The following is a 15,735-nucleotide window of genomic DNA, read 5'->3' on the forward strand; positions in this document are numbered from 1 at the left end:
CGCCCCGGCCGCGCCCGCCACGCCGACGGCCCCGGGCACTCCCGACGCGTCCGTTACGCCCGGTACGCCGGATTCGCCCGGCACGCCCAAGGGTGACGCGCCGTCGGCCGCGCCCGGCACCGGCAAGCACCGGGGCGAGGCCGCGCCGGAGGAATCCGGCAAGTCGGGCAGCTCGGTCGAATCGGGGCGACACGCGTCGAGTGCTGACAAGGCGGAAGGAAAGACCGAGAACCGACCCGCGACTGGCGAGGTGAAGGATTCGGGCGCAACGGACAGTCGGGACACTCCGGGCGAGTACACCGTGCGACCGGGTGACAGTCTGTCCGGCATTGCGCGGGAGAACGAACTCCCCGGAGGCTGGACCGCCCTCTACGACGCCAACCGGCAGACGGTGGGCACCGATCCGGATCTCATCCTGCCTGGTCAGAGCCTTGACCTGACGGTGGGTTCGACGACGGCGGCAGGCTAGTTCGCGGGCTTATGTCCGGTTCTGGGCAAGTGAGACATGAGTCTCTTCGCCCCAACTGGCGTGTCGCATCCGCAAACTTTGCTCCCGTCACCTCTCACCTGCGCAAACACCGCCCACCGGAGGGCAAGCAGGGGCGATTTTTCCGCAATGAGCCTCTTTGAACTTCCGGTGGGTCTGTGTCTACGGTCTTCATCGCTCGCCACCGCGGGCCCCGTCGACCGAAACGCCGAATCCTGCCGTCGGCCGATGGGAACAGTCGTCGCGCAAGCGCCGAAGGCAGGAGTGGGGGACCCAAGGTAAGTGCCGGTCCCGGCCGTTGAGACAGACGGCCGACGACCGGCTTGGGGTGAAGCCGCGTGCAAGGACACGTGGCCGGGCAACTTTCCGGCCCGAACCCGACAGCTCACCTCACAGGCGTCGGTGAGGAGAATTCCCATGCTGTTTTCCGCCAAGGGCAAACACCGCCGTCGCTCCAAGGCCGCCCAGGTCGCCACGCTCGTCGGCGTCACCGGTGTCGCCGTCGCCGCCCCGCTGCTGACCGCGGGCACCGCCTCGGCCGCCACCGCCTCCGAGTGGGACGCCGTCGCCCAGTGCGAGTCCGGCGGCAACTGGGCCATCAACACCGGCAACGGCTTCTACGGCGGCCTGCAGTTCACCAACTCCACCTGGGCCGCGTTCGGCGGCACCGCCTACGCCCCGCGCGCCGACCTGGCGTCGAAGGCCCAGCAGATCGCCGTCGCCGAGAAGGTCCTCGCGGGCCAGGGCAAGGGTGCGTGGCCGAGCTGCGGCGTCGGCCTCTCCGGTGCCTCCTACGACGGCGGCGCCGCCGAGAGCACCCCGCAGCAGAGCGAGCCCCAGCAGGCCGCCCCGCAGCAGGCCGCCCCGAAGCAGCCGGAGCGCAGCACCGAGCAGCCGGCCAGCCGCAGCGAGCAGCGCGAGGCCCCGAAGACCGTCACCACCCCGACCGGCAAGAAGGTCAAGAAGGGCGACGGCGAGTACAAGGTCGTCACCGGCGACACCCTCAGCAAGATCGCCCAGGCGCAGGGCGTCAAGGGCGGCTGGGCCAAGCTCTTCGAGCTGAACAAGGACGTCGTCGAGAACGCCGACCTCATCTACCCGGGTCAGCAGCTCCACCTGAAGTGAGCCCGGCGGCCCGCGTGAGTCCGGCGGCTCACGCGGCCCCGACGACCCTCCCGCGGTGACCACCCCGGTCCGGCGTGCCCTTCCCCCGTGCGCGCCGGACCGGGGTTCCCCCGTTTACGGGGGCGCCGGGGCCCCTGCGGTTACTGTCCAGTAAATCTGGGACCCTTCGTCCCGGGATGCGTGCCCTTGGGTCCTTTTTCGTCCCAGCGTGCGGGCGCCCGGCTGGCCGGAGCCCCCGGGCCGGTTAGGCTCTTGTCGCAAGGCCAAGCGACCCTGCACCGACCTTGCGTCACATCCAGCGTCACATCCCAGAAGGAGATGCTCGTGCCGTCCATCGACGTCGTCGTAGCCCGGGAAATCCTGGACTCCCGAGGCAACCCCACGGTCGAGGTCGAGGTCGGCCTCGACGACGGCAGCACCGGCCGTGCTGCCGTTCCGTCCGGCGCCTCCACCGGTGCCTTCGAGGCCATCGAGCTCCGCGACGGTGACCCGAACCGCTACCTCGGCAAGGGTGTCGAGAAGGCCGTCCTCGCCGTCATCGAGCAGATCGGCCCGGAGCTCGTCGGCTACGACGCCACCGAGCAGCGCCTGATCGACCAGGCCATGTTCGACCTGGACGCCACCGAGAACAAGGGCTCGCTCGGCGCCAACGCCATCCTCGGCGTCTCCCTCGCCGTCGCGCACGCCGCCTCCGAGGCGTCCGACCTCCCGCTCTTCCGCTACCTGGGCGGCCCGAACGCGCACCTGCTGCCCGTTCCGATGATGAACATCCTCAACGGCGGTTCGCACGCGGACTCCAACGTGGACATCCAGGAGTTCATGATCGCCCCGATCGGCGCGGAGTCCTTCTCCGAGGCCCTCCGCTGGGGTGCGGAGATCTACCACACCCTCAAGAACGTCCTGAAGCGCAAGGGCCTCTCCACCGGCCTCGGCGACGAGGGCGGCTTCGCCCCGAACCTGGAGTCGAACCGCGCCGCCCTCGACCTCATCGTCGAGGCCATCAAGGAGGCCGGCTACACCCCGGGCACCGATGTCGCGCTCGCGCTCGACGTCGCCGCCTCCGAGTTCTACAAGGACGGCTCCTACGAGTTCGAGGGCAAGTCCCGCTCGGCCGCCGAGATGACCGAGTACTACGAGGAGCTCGTCTCCGCGTACCCGCTGGTCTCCATCGAGGACCCGCTGTTCGAGGACGACTGGGACGGCTGGAAGATCATCACCGACAAGCTGGGCGCCAAGGTCCAGATCGTCGGCGACGACCTCTTCGTCACCAACCCGGAGCGCCTGGCCCGCGGCATCGAGGAGGGCGCCGCGAACGCCCTCCTGGTCAAGGTCAACCAGATCGGCTCGCTGACCGAGACCCTCGACGCCGTCGAGCTCGCCCAGCGCAACGGCTTCAAGTGCATGATGTCCCACCGCTCCGGCGAGACCGAGGACGTCACCATCGCCGACCTCGCCGTCGCCGTGAACTGCGGTCAGATCAAGACCGGCGCCCCGGCCCGCTCGGACCGCGTCGCCAAGTACAACCAGCTGCTGCGCATCGAGGAGATCCTCGACGACGCCGCGGTCTACGCCGGCCGCAGCGCCTTCCCGCGCTTCAAGGGCTGACACCCACGCTCCTCCCCGCTTTGCGTCCGAAGAACTGAACAGGAAGCAAAGGCGTAGCGAAGCGAAGCGTCCCCGTACTCGGTCCCGTACCGTGTGCGGGGACGCACGCGTGAACAGGGGAGGCGACACGACATGGCCGCGAAGGACCGGGACCGGTTCTCGACCGCGACCCGGATCAGACTGCTCGGCGAGCAGACCGCCGCCCGTGTCTACCGCTCCCAGACCCGTCGCCAGGCCCGCCGCTCCCGGCTCACCGGCCGCGCGGCCTTCCTCGCCCTCGTGGTCTGCTCCCTCGTCGTGGCGCTCGCCTACCCGATGCGGAGCTACGTCTCCCAGCAGGGCGAGATCGCCGAGCAGCAGCGCAAGGCCGCCGAGGCCGCCCGGCGGGTCGAGGAGCTGAAGGACGAGAAGGCCCGCCTCCAGGACCCGGCCTACGTCCGCCGCCTCGCCCGCGAGCGCCTGCACTACGTGATGCCCGGCGAGACCGGCTTCACCGTGGACGACCCCGACGCGGAGCGACGGCCCCGCGCCGACCAGGGCGCGGCCGAACGCCCCTGGTACGACAACCTCTGGGACGGCGTCGACCACGCCGACCGTCCCTGACCACTCCTCCGCGACACACGAGCAAGGCAGACATGGAAACGCCCCCTCCGCAGACCGAACGCACCGAGCCCACCGAGCAGGACATCGCCGCCTTCGAGCTCCAGCTCGGCCGCCCGCCCCGCGGCCTGCGCGCCATCGCGCACCGCTGCCCGTGCGGCAACCCGGACGTCGTCGAGACCGCGCCCCGGCTCCCCGACGGCACGCCGTTCCCCACCACGTACTACCTGACCTGCCCCCGGGCGGCCTCGGCCATCGGCACCCTGGAGGCCAACGGGGTCATGAAGGAGATGCAGGCCCGGCTCGCCACCGACCCGGAGCTCGCCGCCGCCTACCGGGCCGCGCACGAGGACTACATCGCCCGCCGCGACGCCATCGAGGTCCTGGAGGGCTTCCCGAGCGCCGGCGGCATGCCGGACCGGGTCAAGTGCCTGCACGTCCTCGTCGGCCACTCGCTGGCCGCCGGCCCGGGCGTGAACCCGTTCGGCGACGAGGCGCTCGCGATGCTGCCGGAGTGGTGGGCGAAGGGCCCGTGCGTGAGCCCGTGCGCGGAGAAGGAGGGCGAGGGGAAGTGACCCGGGTCGCCGGAATCGACTGCGGTACGAACTCCATCCGCCTCCTCGTCGCCGACGTCCACCCGGACACGGGCGAGCTGATCGAGCTGGACCGGCGGATGACGATCGTCCGGCTCGGCCAGGGCGTCGACAAGACCGGCCGGCTCGCCCCCGAGGCCCTGGAGCGGACCTTCGCGGCCTGCCGCGAGTACGCCGGGGTCATCAGGGAACTGGGCGCCGAGCGGCTCCGCTTCGTCGCCACCTCCGCCTCCCGCGACGCCGAGAACCGCGCGGACTTCGTGAACGGGGTCGTGGAGATCCTGGGCGTCGAGCCCGAGGTCATCACCGGCGACCAGGAGGCCGAGTTCTCCTTCACCGGCGCCACCGGCGAACTGCACGGGGACGACCGCCGCCTGGTCGTGGACATCGGCGGCGGCTCGACGGAGTTCGTGGTCGGCAACAAGCACGTCGAGGCCGCCCGCTCCGTCGACATCGGCTGCGTCCGGCTCACCGAGCGGCACGTCCGGCACGACCCGCCGACCGCCGAGGAGGTCGCCGCGATCCGCGCCGACGTCCGTACCGCGCTCGACCTGGCCGCCGAGACCGTGCCGATCGACGCGGCGGAGACCCTCGTCGGGCTCGCCGGCTCCGTCACCACGGTCGCCGCGATCGCCCTCGGGCTGCCCGAGTACGACTCCGAGAAGGTCCACCACTCCCGGATCTCCGCCGCCCAGGTCGCCGAGGTGACCGAGCGGCTCCTCGCCTCCACCCACGACGAGCGGGCCGCGATCCCCGTCATCCACCCCGGCCGGGTCGACGTGATCATCGCCGGAGCGGTCGTCCTGCGGGAGATCGTGGAGCGCGTCGGGGCCCGCGAGGTGGTCGTCAGCGAGCACGACATTCTCGATGGGATCGCCCTATCCGTGGCATAGCGGACGGCTATCGAGCCCTCCGGCGACACCCCGTCGGAAAAGGTTCGTGAAGTTCTTCACAAGGAAAAGGGCCTCGATGGCCCCCATGGAAGGTCATTAGGCCCTCCGAGGGGGGTCCCGGGGCCCTTTCGCAGGTGTGGAGGTCGATTCGCTCGATGTTTCCATCGTGTGAACCCAGGCTCCGGTTCAGCGTTAACGGGGGCTCTCCAGGCCAGTTCACGAGGGGTGAACAACGTTCGCCAGTGCACCCCGGTTCCTTTGCAGGACCATGACGTGGATCACGTGGGCGGCGGAGTGTAGCAGAGGTGTCCCGGAACCTTGTGAAGGGGCGCACGAGCACCCCCCTGAGGAGGGGTGGATACTCGATCTCATGAGCACCACGGAGCGTCCCAGGATCCTCGTAGTAGGCGGCGGGTACGTAGGCCTGTACGCAGCTCGGCGCATCCTCAAGAAGATGCGCTACGCGGAGGCGACCGTCACGGTCGTCGACCCGCGGTCGTACATGACCTACCAGCCCTTCCTCCCCGAAGCCGCCGCCGGCAGCATCTCCCCGCGTCACGTCGTCGTCCCGCTGCGACGCGTCGTCCGCGGAGCCGAGGTGCTCACCGGCCGGGTCACCACCATCGACCAGGACCGCAAGGTCGCCACGATCGCGCCGCTCGTCGGCGAGGCGTACGAGCTGCCGTTCGACTACCTGGTCATCTCGATGGGCGCGGTCTCCCGCACCTTCCCGATCCCCGGCCTCGCCGAGCAGGGCATCGGCATGAAGGGCATCGAGGAGGCCATCGGCCTGCGCAACCACGTCCTCGAGCAGCTCGACAAGGCCGACTCGACCACCGACGAGGAGGTCCGCCGCAAGGCCCTGACCTTCGTCTTCGTCGGCGGTGGCTTCGCCGGCGCCGAGACGATCGGCGAGGTCGAGGACATGGCCCGCGACGCCGCGAAGTACTACCAGAACGTGTCGCGCGAGGACATGCGCTTCATCCTGGTCGACGCGGCCGACAAGATCCTTCCCGAGGTCGGCCCCAAGCTCGGCCAGTACGGCAAGGAGCACCTGGAGTCCCGCGGGATCGAGATCTACCTCGAGACCTCCATGGACTCCTGCGTCGACGGCCACGTCGTGCTGAAGAACGGCCTCGAGGTCGACTCCAGCACGATCGTCTGGACCGCCGGCGTGAAGCCGAACCCGGCGCTCGCCCGCTTCGGTCTGCCGCTCGGCCCCCGCGGCCACGTGGACTGCAACGAGAAGCTCCAGGTCAACGGCATGGACTACGTCTGGGCCGCGGGCGACAACGCCCAGGTCCCGGACATGGCCGCGATCAAGGCCGGCGTCCCGCGCGAGCGCGCCTGGTGCCCGCCGAACGCCCAGCACGCCCTGCGCCAGGCCAAGGTCCTCGGCGACAACGTGGTGGCCGGCATGCGCGGCTTCCCGCAGAAGGAGTACAGCCACGCCAACAAGGGCGCGGTGGCCGGACTCGGTCTGCACAAGGGCGTCGCCATGATCGTCATGGGCAAGATGAAGATCAAGCTCAAGGGCCGTCTCGCCTGGTACATGCACCGTGGCTACCACGGCATGGCGATGCCGACCTTCAACCGCAAGATCCGCGTCTTCGCCGACTGGACCCTCGGCATGTTCCTCAAGCGCGAGGTCGTGTCGCTCGGCGCCATGGAGACGCCGCGCGAGGAGTTCTACGAGGCGGCCAAGCCCGCCCCGGCGCCGGCCGCCCCGGTGCAGGAGAAGGCCAAGGCCTCGTAAGACCCCAGCAGTAACAGCAGTAACACGCAAGGCCGTAAAAGGGCCGTCCGCCATCCGTGGTGCGGACGGCCCTTCGCGTGTTTTGCCGACTCGTTGCGCCGCGTCGGGACTGCGACGCCTACGGACGGTGTTCCCTTGGTGACGAACATTTCTGGGGCACGAAGATCACGGAGGTGTGCACCATGGCCGACGCCGCGTCGCGGCTGACGACCCTCGCCGAGGAACTCCTCGGCGGACCGCTCCCGGTCCGCCTGCGAGCCTGGGACGGCAGCGAGGCCGGGCCCGCGGGCGGCCCCGTCCTGATCGTCCGCGACCGCCGGGCCCTGCGGAGACTGATCTGGAAGCCCGGCGAACTGGGCCTCGCCCGCGCCTGGGTGGCCGGCGAGATCGACGTCGAGGGAGACCTCTACGACCTCCTGGACCGCCTCTCGGGCCTCCTGTGGGACCGGAGCGGGGAGACCAGGAGCCTGCTGGACGCCGCACGCGACCCCAGGCTGCGCGCCGCCGCCCGCGCCCTGCTGAGGATCGCCGGCCCCTTCCCGCCGCCGAAGCCCCCGGCGGAGGAGATGCGCGGCCGCAGCGGCAACAGGCACAGCAAGCGCCGCGACAAGCAGGCGATCAGTCACCACTACGACGTGGGCAACGACTTCTACGAGCTGGTCCTCGGCCCCTCGATGGTCTACTCGTGCGCCTACTGGACCGAGAAGGGCACCCTGGAGGAAGCCCAGCGCGACAAGCTGGACCTCATCGCCCGCAAGCTGAACCTCAAGGAGGGCGACCGGCTCCTCGACGTGGGCTGCGGCTGGGGCTCCATGGCCCTCCACGCCGCCCGCGAGTACGGCGCCAGGGTCGTCGGCGTCACCCTCTCCCGCGAACAGGCCGCCTACGCCCGCAAGCGGATCGCCGAGGAGGGCCTCGCCGACCTGATCGAGATCCGCGTCCAGGACTACCGGGACGTCACCGACGGCCCGTACGACGCGATCTCCTCGATCGGCATGGCCGAGCACGTCGGCGCCGTGAGGTACCGGGAGTACGCCGACACCCTGTACGGCCTCCTCAAGCCCGGCGGACGGCTCCTGAACCACCAGATCTCCCGGCGCCCCGAGCCCGAAGAGGAGGCCTACGAGATCGACGCCTTCATCGACGCGTACGTCTTCCCCGACGGCGAACTCTCCCCCATGGGCAGCACCCTGACGACCCTGGAGGACGCCGGCTTCGAGGTCCGGGACGTGGAGGCGATCCGCGAGCACTACGCGCTGACGCTGCGCCGCTGGGTGGCCAACCTGGAGGCGGACTGGGACCGGGCGGTCCGGCTCACCTCGCCCGGCCGGGCCCGCATCTGGCGGCTCTACATGGCGGCCTCGGCGGTCTCCTTCGAGCGCAACCGGATCGGCGTGAACCAGTTCCTCGCCGTGAAGACCCCGGCGTCGGGCGCGAGCGGCACGGCGCTGCGGCCGCGCGTCTGGCAGGAGTGAACGGGTGAGGGCCGGACCCCGCGCGGGGTCCGGCCCTCTTCTCCGTACGGGTCCGGCTACTCGGCCTTGATCGCGGAGAGCATGTTCAGCTTCGCCGCGCTGCGGGCCGGCCACAGGGAGGCGAGGACGCCGACCAGGGCGGCCAGGACCAGGAAGACCCCGACGCGGTCCCAGGGCACGACCAGGCCGTAGCCCGGCAGGCTGCTCTCGAAGGTCTTGCCGAGGGCCCAGGCGAGGAAGGTGCCGAGGCCGATGCCGACGACCGCGCCGAACACCGAGATGACCACGGCCTCCAGACGGACCATCCGCTTCACCCGGCGCCGGTCGAGACCGATCGCCCGGATCATGCCGATCTCCTGCTGACGCTCGAAGACGGACATCGCGAGGGTGTTGACGACGCCGAGGACGGCGATGATCAGGGCCATCGCGAGCAGGCCGTACATGATGTTCAGCAGCAGGTTGATCTGCCCGCCGAAGGTGTCGCGGATGTCCTTCTTGTCGAGGACGGTGATGGCCGGGTTGTCACCCATGGCCTTGGCCAGCGCCTGCTCGTTCGCGTCGCTCGGGCCGCCGTCGGTGGAGACGAAGATCTGCGGGATGTACGGCTGCGGGTCGTGCGCGTCGAGGATCTTCGCGTCCACGAGGACGGGGGAGAGGAACTCGCTGTCCTGGTAGATCGCGCCGACGGTCAGCGTGCCCTTCTTCTTGTCCAGGTACTCGACCGGGACGCTGGAGCCGACCTTCAGGCCGCGGCTGGTGGCGGTCTTGTCCGCGACGGCGATCCTCCCCTCGCCGAGGGACGCCAGCGAGCCGTTCACGACCTCGACCTTGAGGACCTTCTCGATGTCGCCGGGGGTGACGCCGGAGGCGGAGACGTACTTCCCCTTGAGGTCGAAGGCGCCCGCCTGCTGCGGGGAGACCGCGGTGACGCCCGGGGCCTTCTCCAGGGCCCTCAGGGCCTCCTGCGACAGGCTGTTGCCGCTGGCCATGGTGACCATGTAGTCGGCCCTGATCTGGTCGACGGTCATCTTGTCCAGGGCCTGGCCGGCGCTGACGCCGATCACCGTGAGGCCGGTGACCAGGGTGAGGCCGATGGCGAGCGCGGAGGCGGTGGCGCCGGTGCGGCGCGGGTTGCGGACCGCGTTGAGGCCGGCGAGCTTGCCGGAGATCCCGAAGGCCTTCACGAAGAAGGGGCGGATCAGGGCGATCACGGGCCGGGACAGGAACGGGATGAGGACGATGATGCCGATGAGGGTGGCGAAGGCGCCGCCCGCGATGGTCATGCGGCCCTCGTCGCCGCCGGTGTTCGCGCCGAGCACGATGAGGACGGCGCCGATCGCGGTGATCGCCGCGCCGATCGCGTTCCGCACGACGAGCGACTTGGTGTTCGGGGTCGCGTGGACGCTGTTCATCGCGGCGACCGGCGGGATCTTCGCGGCCCGGCGGCCGGGCAGCCAGGCGGCCAGCATGGTGATGACGACGCCGACGCCGAAGGCGGCCGCCACCGGGGTGACGCCGAGGACCAGGGAGCCGTCCGGGACCTTCATGTCGAAGGCGGCCATGCCGGAGCGCAGGGCCACGGCGAGCCCGATGCCGAGGAGGTATCCGACGGCGGAGGCGAGGACGCCGACGATCCCGGCCTCGATCAGGACGGAGCGGGTGATCTGCCGGCGCGAGGCGCCGACCGCCCGCATCAGGGCGAGTTCCTTGGTGCGCTGGGCGACCAGCATGGTGAAGGTGTTGGAGATCAGGAAGACGCCGACGAAGAGAGCGATGCCGGCGAAGCCGAGCAGCGTCTGGTTCAGGGCGCCGAGGCCGGACTCGATCTGGCGGGCCTGCTCGTCGGCCAGGCCCTGGCCGGTCTGGGCGGTCGCGGCCTTCGGGATGACCTTCAGGACCTCGTCGCGGAGCTTCTCGGCGTCGGCGCCGGGGGCCGCCGTCACGTTCAGGTCGGAGTAGTAGCCGGGCTTGAGGTAGAGCTTCTGGGCGACCGGGGCGTCGAAGACGACGAGGCTGCCGCCGGCGTTGACGGCGCCGTCCTCGGTGGTGAAGACACCGGAGAGGGTGAACTCCTTCACCGGGCCGTTGGTGGCGACCCGGACCCGGTCGCCGACCTCGTAGCCGCCCTTGTCGGCGGTGTCCTTGTCGAGGGCGACCTGGTCGGCCGCGGTCGGGCCGTGTCCGGTGGTGAAGGCGAGGGCCGGGTCCTTGCCGTCCTTGCCGGGGGCGAAGTTGGTGCCCTTGTTGGACCAGCCGACGCCGATCAGCTTGCCCTTCTCGTCCGGCACGCCGGCGAAGCCGTCGACGCGCGGCGCGACGGCGGTGACGCCGTCGAGCTTCGCGACCTCGTCGACGGTCCGCTGGGAGAGGCCGGGGTTCTTGACGGCCTCCTCCGGGTTCGGCCGCAGGCTGACGGCGACGGCCACGTCGTCGTAGCTCTTCGCCGACTGGTTGCGGAAGGCCTGGGAGAGGGTGTCGGTGAAGACGAGGGTGCCGGAGACGAAGGCCACGCCGAGCATCACGGCGAGGACGGTCATGAGCAGCCGCGCCTTGTGCGCGAGGACGTTGCGCAGGGCGGTACGGAACATGGGAGGGTCCTGGAGTCCTGGGAGGAGTGGGCGGGTACGGGGGCGACGCCGGTGCGTCAGCTCGTACGGCCCTTGGCGTCGAAGGCCTTCATGCGGTCGAGGACGCCGTCCGCCGTCGGGCGCGGCATCTCGTCGACGATCCGGCCGTCCGCGAGGAAGATCACGCGGTCCGCGTAGGAGGCGGCCACCGCGTCGTGGGTGACCATGACGACGGTCTGGCCCAGCTCCCGTACCGAGTTGCGCAGGAAGCCGAGGACCTCGGCGCCCGAGCGGGAGTCCAGGTTTCCGGTGGGCTCGTCGCCGAAGATGATCTCGGGGCGGGAGGCGAGGGCGCGGGCCACGGCCACGCGCTGCTGCTGGCCGCCGGAGAGCTCGGTGGGGCGGTGCTTGAGGCGGCCGGAGAGGCCGAGCATGTCGATGACCTGCTGGACCCACTGCTTGTCGGCCTTGCGGCCCGCGATGTCCATCGGCAGCGTGATGTTCTCCAGGGCCGTCAGCGTCGGCAGCAGGTTGAAGGCCTGGAAGATGAAGCCGATCTTGTCCCGGCGCAGCTGGGTGAGCTGCTTGTCCTTCAGGGTGGAGAGCTCCGTCTCGCCGATCCGCACCGAGCCGGAGGAGAAGGAGTCCAGGCCGGCGACGCAGTGCATGAGCGTCGACTTGCCGGAGCCGGAGGGGCCCATGATCGCCGTGAACTCGCCCTGCCGGAAGTCCACGCTGACCCGGTCGAGCGCGACCACCTGGGTCTCGCCGTGTCCGTAGACCTTGGTGAGATCCGTGGCGCGGGCGGCCACCGCGGTGGCGCGGGACACGGTGGGGGTGGTGGTCACGGGAGGACTCCTGTCACTGCGGCTGCGATTCGGGAACCCCTCCATCGTGTCGAGCGTCAGGGTGCCGGTCGTCCGTCCACATGCCCGTTCCGGGGGCAGCCTCGAGTCTGACCGGGGGGCCGATCCGTCCTCCTGAGGTATGACGGCGGCCCTGAGTGGCGCCCTCGCGCCGACGTGACAGAAGTGCGACGACTTTTCGTCATTCCAGGGGGTGCGGCTTTGCGCCTGCGATCCCCGTCACAGTTCGGCGAAAGGGCCCTCACCTGCACTGACGCACCCTCAGACGTCAATAAAATAAGACAACATCGGACCGTCGTTCCGCTGATCGGGGGAAACCGTCCCGATAGGCTCATGTGCCAACGCGGAGCTTCGCGGCGACGCCCGGATGGTGGAACGCAGACACGGCGAGCTTAAACCTCGCTGGCCTTCGGGCCGTACCGGTTCGAGTCCGGTTCCGGGCACCACGGTTGCGCTACTACGGCAGCCGGTCCAGCAGCCAGGAGCCGTACTCCTCGGAGAGGAGCGGGCCGGACGCGCCCGTCCCCGGAGGGGCCGACTCGTCGAAGTCGTCGTCGGCCAGGCCGTCGGTGACGCCCTCGTCGAGCAGGCGGAGGGTGCGGGCCGACCGCGGCGTCCTCCCCGTGCGGGACAGCTCGGCCTCGTCCTCCAGGCCGGGCGCCTCGCCGTCGTGCGAGAAGAAGACCCGGGTCTCGTGGTCCAGCGACCGGTACTCCATGCTCGCCAGCGCGTAGCGGGCGGCGAGGGCGCCCCCGGCGGTGCCGCCCACGGTCAGCCGCCCGGCGCCCACCCGCTCCGCGGCCGTCCGCCGGATCGCCGACTCGACGGTCCCGCCGGCGCGGGTCATCGACGCGTCGGCGTCGAGGCCGAGGAGGATCAGGTCGTGGCCGCGGTCCCTCAGGGCCGCGAGGAGCGAATACGAGGGGTGGTCCGCGGCCGCGGCGAGGTCGTCGGCCCCGGTCCCGGGGTCGCCGGCCAGGAGGACGGGACGGCCGAGGAGGCCGCGGGCGGTGAACACCCACGCGGTGCCGCCGCGCAGGTCCCAGGTCTCGTTCGGCGTGGCGGTCATGGACTCTCCCTGCCTGTGGGGTGACTGACGGGGCGAGCCTGGCGGAGCCGGACCCTCCGGCACCGACGAAGATCGAAAACTTACGGGAAAAGATCCTCCCCGAGCACTAGAGAGTTTCTTTTGCCTACGCATTACTCTTGACGCAAGACCGCGCCGCGCGGTCTGCCATGGAGGAGTGAGATGAGGAGCAGCAACCCGGTCTTCTCGCGACGGGGGTTCAGCCGCGACGCGGGCCACGCAGGCTTCAACGCGCAGCAGCCGCAGGCCGGGGGCCCCGCCGTGGGAACCAACCCGTACGCCACGGGCAACCCGTACGCCCAGGGCGCGGCGAACCCGTACGCGACCAACCCGTACGCCCCGCAGGACACCCAGCTCGGAGCCCCGCAGCAGGCCCGCGGCAACGTGATGACGATCGACGACGTCGTGAGCCGTACGGCCATGACGCTCGGCACGGTCGTGCTCACCGCCGTCCTGTCCTGGCTGCTGCTGCCGGTCGACCCGGCGAACCTCGGCAAGTCGTACGGCATCGCCATCGGCGCCGCCCTGGTGGCCTTCGTGCTGGCGATGGTCCAGTCGTTCAAGCGCAAGCCGACGCCCGCGCTGATCCTGGGCTACGCCGCCTTCGAGGGCGTCTTCCTCGGCGTGATCTCCGCCGCCGTCTCGACGTACATCTCCCCGGGTGTCGTCGTCCAGGCGGTCCTGGGCACGATGTCGGTCTTCGCCGGTGTGCTCATCGCCTACAAGATGGGCTGGATCCGCGTCACCCGCCGCTTCTACGGCTTCGTGATCGCGGCCGCCATCGGCTTCGTCCTGCTGATGATGGTCAACGCCCTCGTCTCCGTCTTCGACGGTGCGGGCGACGGCCTCGGCTTCCGCAGCGGCGGCCTCGGCATCGTCTTCGGCATCATCGGCATCATCCTGGGCGCCTGCTTCCTCGCCCTCGACTTCAAGCAGGTCGAGGACGGCGTGACCTACGGCGCGCCGCGCGAGGAGGCCTGGCTGGCCGCCTTCGGTCTCACCATGACCCTGGTGTGGATCTACCTGGAGATGCTGCGTCTGCTGTCGATCCTGCAGGGCGACGACTGACGCACCCCCCGACTCGGGGGGAAGGGCCCGTCCGGCTTCGTGCCGGGCGGGCCCTTCCGCGTTCTCAGGGGCGGGCCGCGTCGAGGAGGACGCGGGCCGCCGCCTTCGCCTGGGCGGCCGGCTCGGGGGAGCCGGTGATGCCCGCGACGGCCATGGCGCCGTTGGCGAGCAGGGCCAACTGGTCGGCGAGGGCGGGCGGGGCGCCGAGGGCGTCCGTCTGCTCGGCGAAGTACGCCCGCAGGGCCTCCTTGTGGTCACGGGCGATCGTGGCGACCGCCGGGGTGACCCCGCCGAGCTCCCCGAAGGTGTTGATGAACGCGCAGCCGCGGAACCCGGGCTCCGCGAACCAGCCGGCCAGCCAGTCGAAGACGGCGAGCGCCCGCTCGTACGGCCCCTCCGCGGTCCGTGCGCCATGGTCGGCGAGGGCGGTCCGCACGGCCTCGTCGCGGCGCCGCAGCACGGCCTCGACCAGCAGGTCCTTGGACGGGAAGACCTGGTAGAGCCGCTTCAGCGAGACCCCGGAGGCGGCGCGGATGGCGTCCATGCCGACGGCCTGCACCCCCCGCTCGTCGAAGAGCCGCTCCGCGGTGTCGAGCAGCTTCAGTCCGGCCGTTTCCGCGTCCATCGCGCGATCACCCCTTGCGTGGAGAACCATCGTTCTCGTAGTCTACAGGGCATCGGGAGAACGACCGTTCTCCCGATCGGAGACCGGAAACGGGGAGTCAGCCATGTCCGCATTCGCCCTGCGCGCCCGCACCGCCACCGTCGACGGACTCGACGTCTTCTACCGGGAGGCCGGCGACCCGGCCAACCCCACCCTGGTCCTGCTGCACGGCTTCCCGTCCAGCTCGCACATGTACCGGGGGCTCATCGCCGAGCTCGCCGACGAGTACCACCTGATCGCCCCGGACCACATCGGCTTCGGCGCCTCCGCCGCGCCGGCCGTCGAGGACTTCGAGTACAGCTTCGAGAAGCTCACCGAGATCACCCTCGGGCTCCTCGACCAGCTCGGCCTGGAGAGGTTCGCGCTCTACATCCAGGACTACGGCGCGCCGATCGGCCTGCGGATCGCCTCCCGGCACCCCGAGCGCGTCACCGCGATCGTCAGCCAGAGCGGCAACGCCTACACGGAGGGCTTCACGCCCTTCTGGGACGTGCTCTTCGCCCACGCCCGGGACCGGGCGGCGCACGAGGCCGGCGTACGGGAGCTGCTGACCGCCGGGGCCACCCGCTGGCAGTACACCCACGGGGTGCCCGCCGACCGGCTCGACCGGATCTCCCCCGAGACCTGGACCCTGGACCAGGCCGGCCTCGACCGGCCCGGCAACAAGGAGATCCAGCTCCAGCTCTTCTGGGACTACCAGTTCAACCTGGACGGCTACCCGGCCTTCCAGGAGTACTTCCGCACCCACCGGCCGCCGCTGCTCGCGGCCTGGGGGCGCGGCGACGAGATCTTCGGGCCGGCCGGGGCCGAGGCCTTCGCCCGGGACCTGCCCGACGCCGAGATCCACCTCCTGGACGCCGGACACTTCGCCCTGGAGACGCACGGCGAGGAGATCGCCGCGCTCGTCCGCGACTTCCTCGGCCGGCACGTGAAGTGACGCGGCCGGGGA

The 15,735-nt window shown here is 70.6% G+C and carries 14 protein-coding genes, 1 tRNA gene and 1 riboswitch; of the genes, 11 read left to right on the forward strand and 4 right to left on the reverse strand.

What is annotated here, in order from left to right; all coding sequences use genetic code 11:
• The 8 genes from K7G60_RS39245 to K7G60_RS25780 form a co-directional block, all read left to right on the forward strand.
• On the forward strand, positions 1-469 hold a 469-nt coding region (locus tag K7G60_RS39245; protein WP_308082208.1), incomplete at its 5' end, for a LysM peptidoglycan-binding domain-containing protein.
• A 258-nt stretch (positions 470-727) separates the two neighbouring features.
• A riboswitch (cyclic di-AMP (ydaO/yuaA leader) is annotated at positions 728-901 on the forward strand.
• 3 nt (positions 902-904) lie between these two features.
• The gene (locus K7G60_RS25750) at positions 905-1,612 is read left to right on the forward strand and encodes a transglycosylase family protein (RefSeq protein WP_225803326.1); all 708 of its coding nucleotides are present in this window, start codon (positions 905-907) and stop codon (positions 1,610-1,612) included.
• Between the two features lie 318 nt (positions 1,613-1,930).
• Positions 1,931-3,217, forward strand: coding sequence for a phosphopyruvate hydratase (gene eno / locus K7G60_RS25755; protein WP_225803327.1), 1,287 nt, complete (start codon positions 1,931-1,933; stop codon positions 3,215-3,217).
• A 132-nt stretch (positions 3,218-3,349) separates the two neighbouring features.
• Positions 3,350-3,820, forward strand: coding sequence for a septum formation initiator family protein (locus K7G60_RS25760; protein ID WP_225803328.1), 471 nt, complete (start codon positions 3,350-3,352; stop codon positions 3,818-3,820).
• Positions 3,821-3,852: 32 nt separating this feature from the next.
• Positions 3,853-4,392, forward strand: a complete 540-nt coding sequence (locus tag K7G60_RS25765) for a DUF501 domain-containing protein (protein ID WP_225803329.1) — start codon at positions 3,853-3,855, stop codon at positions 4,390-4,392.
• The gene (locus K7G60_RS25770; RefSeq protein ID WP_225803330.1) at positions 4,389-5,303 is read left to right on the forward strand and encodes a Ppx/GppA phosphatase family protein; all 915 of its coding nucleotides are present in this window, start codon (positions 4,389-4,391) and stop codon (positions 5,301-5,303) included. Before K7G60_RS25765 ends, K7G60_RS25770 begins: the two co-directional genes overlap by 4 nt.
• A 370-nt stretch (positions 5,304-5,673) precedes the next feature.
• Entirely contained in the window at positions 5,674-7,059 is a 1,386-nt protein-coding gene (locus tag K7G60_RS25775) for an NAD(P)/FAD-dependent oxidoreductase (protein WP_225803331.1), read from the forward strand.
• A 182-nt stretch (positions 7,060-7,241) separates the two neighbouring features.
• On the forward strand, positions 7,242-8,534 hold the full coding sequence (locus K7G60_RS25780; protein ID WP_225803332.1) for a cyclopropane-fatty-acyl-phospholipid synthase family protein: 1,293 nt from the start codon (positions 7,242-7,244) through the stop codon (positions 8,532-8,534).
• A gap of 56 nt (positions 8,535-8,590) precedes the next feature.
• Here the strand turns inward: K7G60_RS25780 and K7G60_RS25785 are convergent, their stop codons facing one another.
• Both K7G60_RS25785 and K7G60_RS25790 read right to left on the reverse strand, forming a co-directional pair.
• Entirely contained in the window at positions 8,591-11,122 is a 2,532-nt protein-coding gene (locus K7G60_RS25785; RefSeq protein WP_225803333.1) for an ABC transporter permease, read from the reverse strand.
• Positions 11,123-11,178: 56 nt separating this feature from the next.
• Positions 11,179-11,949, reverse strand: coding sequence for an ABC transporter ATP-binding protein (locus tag K7G60_RS25790; RefSeq protein WP_225803334.1), 771 nt, complete (start codon positions 11,947-11,949; stop codon positions 11,179-11,181).
• Between the two features lie 379 nt (positions 11,950-12,328).
• Between K7G60_RS25790 and K7G60_RS25795 the strand changes: the two genes are divergently transcribed.
• Positions 12,329-12,413 (forward strand) — tRNA-Leu (locus K7G60_RS25795).
• An 11-nt stretch (positions 12,414-12,424) separates the two neighbouring features.
• Here K7G60_RS25795 and K7G60_RS25800 read toward each other — a convergent pair.
• The gene (locus K7G60_RS25800) at positions 12,425-13,036 is read right to left on the reverse strand and encodes a hypothetical protein (protein ID WP_225803335.1); all 612 of its coding nucleotides are present in this window, start codon (positions 13,034-13,036) and stop codon (positions 12,425-12,427) included.
• Positions 13,037-13,216: 180 nt separating this feature from the next.
• On the opposite strand from K7G60_RS25800, the gene K7G60_RS25805 reads away from it, so the two are divergent.
• On the forward strand, positions 13,217-14,122 hold the full coding sequence (locus K7G60_RS25805; RefSeq protein WP_225803336.1) for a Bax inhibitor-1/YccA family protein: 906 nt from the start codon (positions 13,217-13,219) through the stop codon (positions 14,120-14,122).
• A gap of 64 nt (positions 14,123-14,186) precedes the next feature.
• Here K7G60_RS25805 and K7G60_RS25810 read toward each other — a convergent pair whose 3' ends face one another.
• Positions 14,187-14,747 carry a TetR/AcrR family transcriptional regulator gene (locus K7G60_RS25810; protein ID WP_225803337.1) on the reverse strand — a complete coding sequence of 187 codons (561 nt, stop codon included), beginning with the start codon at positions 14,745-14,747 and terminating at the stop codon, positions 14,187-14,189.
• Between the two features lie 103 nt (positions 14,748-14,850).
• Here K7G60_RS25810 and K7G60_RS25815 point away from each other — a divergent pair, with 103 nt between their 5' ends.
• Complete coding sequence (locus tag K7G60_RS25815) at positions 14,851-15,723, forward strand: alpha/beta fold hydrolase (RefSeq protein WP_225803338.1); 873 nt, start codon at positions 14,851-14,853, stop codon at positions 15,721-15,723.
• Positions 15,724-15,735: the final 12 nt, after the last annotated feature.

The organism is Streptomyces sp. NK15101 (assembly GCF_020400725.1).
Taxonomy (GTDB): Bacteria; Actinomycetota; Actinomycetes; order Streptomycetales; family Streptomycetaceae; genus Streptomyces.